Below are 8495 nucleotides of genomic sequence, written 5' to 3'. Positions count from 1 at the left end.
CAGGTAGTATGTGTGCTGTTATGCTACGTTCCCCAGATCCTCTCACCGACCTGCGCGCGCTCTATGTTGAGACATTACAGATATAATCCCGGAAACGGATTACATACCTTTATTGTTGATCGCGTTGATCTTGTGATCAGAACCCTAGGAGGTTCGATTTTGACAAAAGAAGGTTGGAAAACAGAGAATTCCGACCCGGAAAAAATGCACCCGACCTGGGCGTCAACACGCGATTTTTTTAATTTTTTGAGCTGCCTTCAGTTCTCTTTACCTGTTTTGACGATTCGGGAATTATGGTATCCCCAATCGGAATCTTTTAAAAAAGTTCAACGTTTTATGTTGCCACTTCAGGCAACAATATTCGTTTATACCTTATATTCACACACCGCCCCGGCAAGGCAGATGATGCCAGCGACGTACATGCAGTTCCCGAAGATAACCGCAAGCAGGCCCGGGCCGGCGCCGGTCAGCCCGGCATAGCCTGCCCAGTCCAGCTGGGCAGTCATGAGGAAGGTTGCAATGGAGATCCCAAACATGATGCCAAGATACTGGAGGGCCGTGATCAGGCTCGAGCCGATACCATGCAGTGCCGTCGGAAGCGACGCCATGATCTCGATGCTGTTTGGGCCCTGGTAGACAGAACGGGAGATCCCGGCGACGACAAATAAGCCGAGGATAAATCCGATATCCATTCCGGTGAATGCAGCGCCGCACCCGAGGAATGCGATGCCCATGAGTGTAAGGCCGGTCACAGGATACCGGGAAGAACGGTACCGGTCGTACAGCCAGCCGAAGAGGGGGGAGGCTATCAGCATCGAGAGTGGCAGGATCAGGGCGATAAGGCCGATGTGCGACGGCCGGAGACCCATTACGTACTCGAAATAGAACGGCTGGATTGTGAGCAGGAGGAAGGTTGCAGTCAGGTACAGGATCAGGCTGGCGGCAGGCAGGACAAATGACCGTTTCCGGAAGATTGCGATCGGGAGGATCGGGTTGTCCACAGATTGCTCGCGTGCGACAAATGCGATAAGGAGGACGAAACAGATGCCTGACCAGAGCCCGAAGGACTCAATACGGACCGGCGGGTTCGAGAGCGTGTTCAGTGCGATCGCAAGCGATGCCATCAGCCCGATAAGCAGGAGGGCCCCGGGATAATCGGGGTGCCGGAAGGCTGGCAGGTCCCGGCCGACCGGCAGGTACCTGACGGTAAGGAACAGGAGCACAATGCCGACCGGCACGTTGACAAGGAAGATGAACGGCCAGCCGATGAGGTCGACAATGAACCCCCCGGCAGCCGGCCCGATGATCAGACCGAGCGCGATCACGGCCGTATAATATCCCATTGCCCGGCCGCGTTCTCCTGCCGGGAAGACCTGCATGATGATTGCGATGCAGACACTCATCAGCATCGATGCTCCCAGCGCCTGCAGGACCCGGAAGAGGATCAGTTCCGGGATCGTAACCGAGAGCCCGCAGCCAAGGGAACTGAGGGTGAAGAGCAGGAGTCCTGCCCTGAAGAGTCTCCCGCTTCCAACGGAATGGGAGAGCGACCCGAAGAGCAGGACCGTAGCAAGGACAGTAATTACGTAACCGGTTGCAATCCACTGGACCTGGCCTATGCCGGAGCCCAGGGACTGCATAATGGTGGGAAGGGCAATCGCGACTATCTGGACATCCAGCACGCACATGAATATCCCGACGAGGACGATCGCGAGGATGATGTACCGGGTCGTATAACCGTTGTCCGTGGAAGTGACTCGTATGGGATCAGGGGCGGATGTCATGGTCGTGTGTCGTTAGTGATGTGATCTGAAGGTTAATGTTGTTCTTACCGTTCTGTGCAGTGGGATATTGTAAATTAGTTACAAATTTTGTCAGTAAAAAATAATAATTGTAATCTATTTAAAATTATTGGAGAAATGTTTTTGAGATTGTATATTGATTACAATGTACTGATACCATGAGCGACGACTGCCAGTCATCACCGGATCTTGAACTGGTGCGCAAGCTTATTGTCGGGATTGGAGAGGTTTCAGAGATAACGGGGGTTCCCCAGCGCCAGATCCGGTACTGGGAGGAGAAGGGGTTCATTGCCTCGGTGGATAGCGGCGAGGGTACTATACGGCGCTACAATTTCCTCAATATCAAGAAAATTATGCTGATAAAGGAATTGCTGGATGACGGCTTCACGCTGGCTGCCGCGGCAAAAAAAGTGGATGCCCGGATAAAAACACTCGACGATGCATTCCGGAAATTGTCCGGCCGTTAGGCATTCCGCATTCTCGCGTACAAAATCCCGCAAAAAAGTTTTTTGGATCTTACCCCAGTGCCCACGCAGCCCGGTTGTTTGCGTCGAGCGTAATCACGAGTGACGCCCGTGAAAGATCGATGGTTGCCGGCACCTCATAGATGAGGAACCCGTCCGCTGCGTTACTGTCTCCCGGCAGGATATACCCGGCCTCGCCACCGGTCCCGATCACGTAATCGTACTGCGGGACATATATATTCCTGACGTTTACGTCGGAACCGGCAACGGAACTGTACGTATAGTCCTTCCCGTCATAGTTCACCGTGAACTGCCGGGGAGACGGGGCAACAAGGCCCAGTGTCCCTGTATCGGTAATCCGGACATAGACGATCAGGAATGCGTTGCCTGCCGAAGGTTCCTGGGTATTGTACCCGTTCTGGATACCAAGCGGAACGCCGGCCTGCAGCTGTGAATGAGGGCTGTTCAACGAAGGGGATGTCCAGTTGTAATACGACCATACTATGGCCTTGTAAACTGTTGCCGTGCCGGTCCTGTCCGCGTTCCCGAATGTTGCCGGCTGGTTCAGGACAAGGGCACCAGGATATGGAGTGGCCGTGGCGGCGTTGCGATGGTTGCGGTCACCTGCAGCGGCGCCGGGGCGGGAGTTGCAGGCACTGGTGCAGGTTGTGAGCTGGTACAGCCGGCGCATAAGATCAGGGCAAGGATGATAACGAGTATTCCAAGTACACGGGCAGGTTTCATGATGAGTCGATCATAGTCTGCGGGTAAAATGTTTTGGTCGTATTGCAAAATACGTAATATATGAATCCCAAAACAGGGTATGAATCGGATACCCTGACGTAACAATCAAGGGAATTTCCGGTTCCTGTAAGGTACTCCCCGCTGTCATTGCACAGGATCGCAGAAAAGTTGCTATCTTCAGAAAATCCCCCAGGAGTAACTTCAACGGTGAATGGAATATTTTCACGGCATGAGTGACGGATCTGCGGGCTATTGATCGTCCCTGCAGGAAACCTTGAGGAAATGGCCGATAGTAAAACCGACAGGGTAATTGAAATATGCAGAGGTGTTTTATAAAAAACGTATACTCCTGTATGCCAGAATAGCTCTCTGCTTACGTGGGGATGTATATTCCACTATTCACGGCAGATGTGGACCATTGCCCGTCTGCAACTCATTTTCGGGAAAAAAAAGATCAGCTGGTGGTGGTTGGCTGGATGAGTAAGCGGCCCCGCGATGTGAGCCTGAGGATAACTTCACTGCTGGACTTCCCGCCGTCAAGATATCGCTTGGAGAGGAGGACCCTGACACCGGACCTGACGCTGCTCTCGCTGTGGGTGGGATGCAGCATCTGAACAACCTGGCTTATGTGGCAGCTCTGTTTGTTTGCAACTGCACCAAGAATATCGAGATGGGTGGGAGTTGCTACAAAGGCTACGGGGGTTTCAAAGGAAATTTCTTTCATTGTCGTCATAGTGCGCCCTGGTGATAGTGAAAACATAACCTGTTTTCCGATCGCGTGGAATAGATCACCATGATAGTATATGCTGTTTGAGATGAAGTAACCATGTATAAAAACCGGGCAGGGGAAATTGACCCTCCCTCAAGAACAGAAACCATGATCACCCGGCTCGGGAGTGTTGATCGGCAGGACCGACGGAACTCCGGTGCAGGAGAGTAAACCAGGATTCCCCTGCGACACCAGGATAGTATGTGGCACAAACGTAGCAGGATTCACCCTCTCCACGACAATATCTTCCGGTACGGCAGGCAAAACCAGCGTAATTATATATAACCCGGTATCATGCATCATCTGTGTTAAATGCAATCATCGCAAAGGCCAGGGGGTTCATTGTCAACCCGGTCGAGACCTTCCGGCAGTCCAGGGCCGATGAAGCCCGCACGGTACTGGCATACCTCATCCCACTCCTGCTCTTTGATGCGATCATGACGGCGATCGTATCCCTCCTGGAATCAATGGTATTTCCTATGGTAGTGCCACCAATTTTTGGCCACCTCCTGCCAGTAGTGCTGTTTGTCGGCGTACTTATCGGAGGCTTGATTATCCTCCTGCTCTTCACGGTCTGGGTCCATATCCTTATTTGCCTTGCCGGCGGCAGCAAAGCTATATCCGGGACATTCAAAGCGATCACGTACGGATTGACTCCCTCGTTCCTGCTCCACTGGATCCCGCTCATCGGAATTATATTCGATCTCTGGTCGATCGTTCTTATGATACTGGGGATCCGCGAGCTTCAGGATATCAGCAGCGGAAGGGCGCTTGTCGTCATGATTATTGCCGTCATGGTCCCGCTCATTATCCTTATCATCATCGCGATGTACCTCTTCGTCGCAATGTCATCACAGGCCGTGCCGGTTGCGCCTCCCGCTATTTTCTGATCTTTTTTAATGCTACCGGCCAGGACCTGGCCGGTACGATACTCTGTTCAAATCATGTAGTGGAAAAAAGGGTGATTCCAGCCAACCGTATTATTCGACCCGGTACCCGTGCGCCTCCAGGGTGTGCTGGTACAGGCGCTCTGCATCGGGATTGCAGCTGGGGATTGCACGTTCTGCCTCCTCCCAGACGGCCCTCAGAACGGGATCGTCCGCATGGAGTGAGAGATTGCCGGTTACATAGCCGAGCTGTTTTCCGCCAGGATCTGCGATCCGCATTACTACGCAGCGGTAGTACTTGCACTGCGCAGGACTGTCGCGGTGGATGGTACAGCGGATCAGGCCACTATCCGGCCGGAGAAACCTGCAGGCGTGGGGGTGCTGGTCGGGAAAGGAATGATCGGAGAAGATCTCCCGTTTGTCCTCATCGATTACCGCAACAAACGGTGTGCCGGTAGAGACGGATTCGCACTCAAATGAGAATGGGCCGATCTGTTTTTCGATCACAATATAATCGCCCAGGTACATGCAGCAGGTGCCGCACTGTCGGCAGGAGAATACCATTCAAAGAGTCCTCGTAAGCAGTACTATCCGGAATCAAGAGTAAAAAAATGAGACGGTGCAGGTCTTCAGGATCAGGTGATACGGCCGGCAGCAGTTTGTGCTATGGTCTTGAGCATTTCGTAATCCGTAGTCGTGCCTTCCATGGTGATCTGCTCAAAGACGTTGTTCTTCACGAAGATCACGCTGTATGATATGATGTCGTCCTGCGAACTGCCCGCAGTCTCTCTCCATGCCACGCTCTGGTCCCCAATGATTGGGAAGGGGACCTGGTAACCGCTAGCGTTATAGCCGGCCGGTATAAGCGCATCCCGTTTGATCCGGTAGACCGCATTGATGTTGTCCGGGGTATAGGTGCTGATCAGCTGGCTGACATCGGTCATGTCGTTGTGTTTCTTGTCAAGCCGGTAGTACGAGACCTGGTATCCCTGCTGCCAGCCAAGGTCGTGGTCCAGCTGGCTGATCCCACCATAGCCGACCATCGATCGGTCCCGCAGGATATAATCCGATGGAAGGTCTGAAGATTGCAAAGCCAGATCAGCAATCGTCGCGTTGGTACCCGGAGTTAGTGATGGCGGGACCGTGGCAGGCTGGCCGGGTGACGGGGCCGGGCCGAATACGCCGGAGAGACACCCGGCAGATCCTGACAGTACCAGGACGCAGAGAATCATCAGGAAGAACCCACGATACCCATATTCCATACCGTACAGCATGGAAGAGGCGATTTAAATTGTTGGTGGATGCAGCAGCCGGACTACCGTTTCCATCCACAAGCGCTATCATCCGGGCAGCAGAACATTGTGCAAAGGAGATACGATATGCCGATCACCAGCATTGCCATGCTTGACAAGGATCACCACATCCACCTGATCCCTGCCGACCGGGTCCTCATGATGAGCATCGAGCACTCGGCGATCAAGAAAGTGGAAAATGAGCGGTTCGAAGTCGAATGTTTCATCAAGCTCTCCGTCGAGGGGTTCCCCCATCCGCTCGAGGACGTGATCCGGTTCACGTTTGCCGCGATGGATATCCCCGGACCGCAGATGATGACTGAGCTGACATTCCTGCAGAACCATATTGTCAAGTTTGTCTTCGACAAGGGACTCGCCGGCGATCTCTGCAGCTGTGTACCCGACTCCCCTTCCGCAAAGGAGTGCGGTATTACCATCTCCTCCGAGATAAAAACAGAGATGCTTGCTTCGCAGCAGTTCAGGGCACTGCTTGCCCAGCACGGGGCATTACCGGATTCGGTTATTTTTGTCAAATGACCCGGGACAACAGGAACTAAAAAAAATATCTTCAGTCCCGCTGATCACAGGGACGCATAATGCAATGTATTGGGGGGGCCTCCGGCGGTGAGAGGATAATCTCTGGATAAATATCTTTTTCACATGCAAGAGACAACCACTACCGAACAGAAAAGATGCGGTGGTATCATGGTCGATCCAGAAATCCCAAATGACGAAAAAGTTCTCATGAGGACGCAAGGGGTCCACGTCAAGTCAATCCCGTTTGAAGGTATCCTTACGAACCGGCGTATCATCCTTGTCGACCGGGCTAAGAACCTCCTGCCTCCAAAAGAGATCCCTCTTGCAACAGTCAGGGATGTGGAGACCGGGGAGAATGCAATCCGTGACCTGACCCTTACTATCTCGATCATGGCAAAGACCGGTGAGACGCGCCAGATGATCCTCACCTTCTCCCGGCAGGAAGGCGGGAACCGGATCCGTGAGCGGGATGAATGGGCCCGGTTGATCCGGGAAAGCACATCTACGTCTTTTGAACATGTGATCCGGAAAGTGATCCCGGGAGCCGACCCGGCACAGCGCCAGCCGGGACCCGCGGCCCCTTATGCCCAGAGCCCCCAAAGAACCCAGCCAAAGATGATGATCGACGGAGTCCACCCTATAAAGAAGATCATCGAGACTGCCCCTGAATCCCCGGTTCAGGCACGTTCGCCGGCTCAGGCTGCCCCGACTCCAGCAGCACCAGCCACGGGAGAGATGGTGTTCTGTACCCGCTGCGGGAACAAGGTCTCCGCTGACTCCGCATTCTGCAACAAGTGCGGTTCGCCGATTGTCGTTCCTGCCGGTTTACCGCGACAACCCGCCCCCCGGCAGACCGCAGCGCCGGTGCCGCAACCGGCTCCTTCCGGCCGGGCAACGGCTGAAACCGTCAGGACCATTCCTAGAGATGTACCCCCCCCGCAGTCGCTTGGATGGGACGATGAACGTGAACAGGCCCCTGCTCCGGTCCCGTTATCACGGCAAGCTGCCCGCAAACCGGAAAAGAAAGGATTCCTTGCCGGCATCTTATCCCCCCGGAAGCAGGGTGTACCCCCGGCAAAAGCCCCTGCAGCACCATCTCCCCAGAAGAAACGCCGGGGAAGCATGATGCCCGGAAAGAAAACCCTGATCGCCGGATTTGTTGTTCTTGTCGTGATTGTTGCCCTTGTCATCGGTGCAGTATTTGTATACCCGATGGTGACCAGCGGGAACGGCGCAGAATCATCCGGGACAACCGGCTCGTCCGGCACCAGTGCTTCCAGCTCGTCCGGCAGCACAGGCAGCAGTGCATCCACCACCGGGGTGCTGACCAATACCGGTGTCGCATCCATTACTGTAATAGCGACCCAGGCTCCGGACATCCCTCAGACCGGTGTTTGGGTCCATATAAGTTACATCGGCGGCTGGACGGGCAGTTACGGTGTGTTGTCTGATCTGCAGAAGTTAACATTGTCCGGTGACCGGGTAGAAGAGATCGTCAACGCCACCGGTGTGGTCCAGGCAAGCTTCGCAAAACAGGACAGCTCAAAGCATACTCTTACCGTTGAGATCTACAAGAACGGCAAACTCATTACCAGCGGTACTACCAGCGATGCAAATGGGAAAGTGACGGTATCGGCAGATGCTACTACCGGCACGGCAATATCAGGCAACCCGGCTGGCACTGTCCCGGCAACAACCGCAAATGCCGGAAATACAACGGCTGCCCCCCCGACTGCTGTCGTAACAACGGCGAAAACCACTGCCCCTGTAGCCACCACCACCTGATTTCCTGATCCGATACGGTCCGTACGGTTGACCATAATTTTTTCCCCGGTATCCGTACAATTATCCGGATACATCATGACGACTCCTGTACGTTTTCCTCCCGGAACCCCACTAAGGCCCCCCGGCATCGTGCCCCGGGTCATCACAGGTTTTGAACCGGGTACTCTCCTGATAGTTCTCTAAAACGGCACTCGCCCTCCTGCTTTCTGTCACGG

9 protein-coding genes are annotated in these 8495 nt (G+C 54.1%); 4 read left to right on the top strand and 5 right to left on the bottom strand.

Going from position 1 to position 8495, the window contains the following annotated elements; translation table 11 throughout:
- Positions 1 to 365: 365 nt before the first annotated feature.
- The gene (locus WBL42_RS02730) at positions 366 to 1784 is read right to left on the bottom strand and encodes an MFS transporter (RefSeq protein ID WP_424719732.1); all 1419 of its coding nucleotides are present in this window, start codon (positions 1782 to 1784) and stop codon (positions 366 to 368) included.
- A gap of 176 nt (positions 1785 to 1960) precedes the next feature.
- Between WBL42_RS02730 and WBL42_RS02725 the strand changes: the two genes are divergently transcribed.
- Complete coding sequence (locus WBL42_RS02725) at positions 1961 to 2269, top strand: MerR family transcriptional regulator (protein ID WP_424719731.1); 309 nt, start codon at positions 1961 to 1963, stop codon at positions 2267 to 2269.
- A 49-nt stretch (positions 2270 to 2318) separates the two neighbouring features.
- Here WBL42_RS02725 and WBL42_RS02720 read toward each other — a convergent pair whose 3' ends face one another.
- Both WBL42_RS02720 and WBL42_RS02715 read right to left on the bottom strand, forming a co-directional pair.
- Positions 2319 to 2957: a hypothetical protein gene (locus WBL42_RS02720; RefSeq protein WP_424719730.1), complete on the bottom strand. Its 639-nt coding sequence runs from the start codon at positions 2955 to 2957 to the stop codon at positions 2319 to 2321.
- Positions 2958 to 3464: 507 nt separating this feature from the next.
- Entirely contained in the window at positions 3465 to 3743 is a 279-nt protein-coding gene (locus tag WBL42_RS02715) for a hypothetical protein (protein WP_424026785.1), read from the bottom strand.
- Positions 3744 to 4084: 341 nt separating this feature from the next.
- Here WBL42_RS02715 and WBL42_RS02710 point away from each other — a divergent pair, with 341 nt between their 5' ends.
- A complete protein-coding gene (locus tag WBL42_RS02710; RefSeq protein WP_424719729.1) occupies positions 4085 to 4669 on the top strand; it encodes a YIP1 family protein in 585 nt (194 codons plus the stop codon).
- 90 nt (positions 4670 to 4759) lie between these two features.
- On the opposite strand, the gene WBL42_RS02705 is transcribed toward WBL42_RS02710, so the two are convergent.
- Together WBL42_RS02705 and WBL42_RS02700 are read right to left on the bottom strand one after the other, a co-directional pair.
- Positions 4760 to 5230: a hypothetical protein gene (locus WBL42_RS02705; protein ID WP_424719728.1), complete on the bottom strand. Its 471-nt coding sequence runs from the start codon at positions 5228 to 5230 to the stop codon at positions 4760 to 4762.
- 71 nt (positions 5231 to 5301) lie between these two features.
- Positions 5302 to 5928 carry a hypothetical protein gene (locus tag WBL42_RS02700; RefSeq protein ID WP_424719727.1) on the bottom strand — a complete coding sequence of 209 codons (627 nt, stop codon included), beginning with the start codon at positions 5926 to 5928 and terminating at the stop codon, positions 5302 to 5304.
- Positions 5929 to 6045: 117 nt separating this feature from the next.
- Between WBL42_RS02700 and WBL42_RS02695 the strand changes: the two genes are divergently transcribed.
- On the top strand, positions 6046 to 6495 hold the full coding sequence (locus WBL42_RS02695; RefSeq protein WP_424719726.1) for a hypothetical protein: 450 nt from the start codon (positions 6046 to 6048) through the stop codon (positions 6493 to 6495).
- Positions 6496 to 6663: 168 nt separating this feature from the next.
- Positions 6664 to 8280, top strand: coding sequence for a zinc-ribbon domain-containing protein (locus WBL42_RS02690; protein ID WP_424719725.1), 1617 nt, complete (start codon positions 6664 to 6666; stop codon positions 8278 to 8280).
- Positions 8281 to 8495: the final 215 nt, after the last annotated feature.

The sequence above is a fragment of the Methanoregula sp. genome (assembly GCF_049686655.1).
GTDB lineage: Archaea > Halobacteriota > Methanomicrobia > Methanomicrobiales > Methanospirillaceae > Methanoregula.
Note: the sequence above shows the minus strand (reverse complement) of the source record. Positions and strands in the feature narration are given on the sequence as shown.

What these genes read in the sequence shown, in the direction of transcription:
- WBL42_RS02730 (WP_424719732.1), bottom strand. Translation starts at nt 1,784, where the DNA reads ATGACATCCGCCCCTGATCCCATACGAGTCACTTCCACGGACAACGGT.
- WBL42_RS02725 (WP_424719731.1), top strand. Translation starts at nt 1,961, where the DNA reads ATGAGCGACGACTGCCAGTCATCACCGGATCTTGAACTGGTGCGCAAG.
- WBL42_RS02720 (WP_424719730.1), bottom strand. Translation starts at nt 2,957, where the DNA reads ATGCGCCGGCTGTACCAGCTCACAACCTGCACCAGTGCCTGCAACTCC.
- WBL42_RS02715 (WP_424026785.1), bottom strand. Translation starts at nt 3,743, where the DNA reads ATGACGACAATGAAAGAAATTTCCTTTGAAACCCCCGTAGCCTTTGTA.
- WBL42_RS02705 (WP_424719728.1), bottom strand. Translation starts at nt 5,230, where the DNA reads ATGGTATTCTCCTGCCGACAGTGCGGCACCTGCTGCATGTACCTGGGC.
- WBL42_RS02700 (WP_424719727.1), bottom strand. Translation starts at nt 5,928, where the DNA reads ATGGAATATGGGTATCGTGGGTTCTTCCTGATGATTCTCTGCGTCCTG.
- WBL42_RS02695 (WP_424719726.1), top strand. Translation starts at nt 6,046, where the DNA reads ATGCCGATCACCAGCATTGCCATGCTTGACAAGGATCACCACATCCAC.
- WBL42_RS02690 (WP_424719725.1), top strand. Translation starts at nt 6,664, where the DNA reads ATGGTCGATCCAGAAATCCCAAATGACGAAAAAGTTCTCATGAGGACG.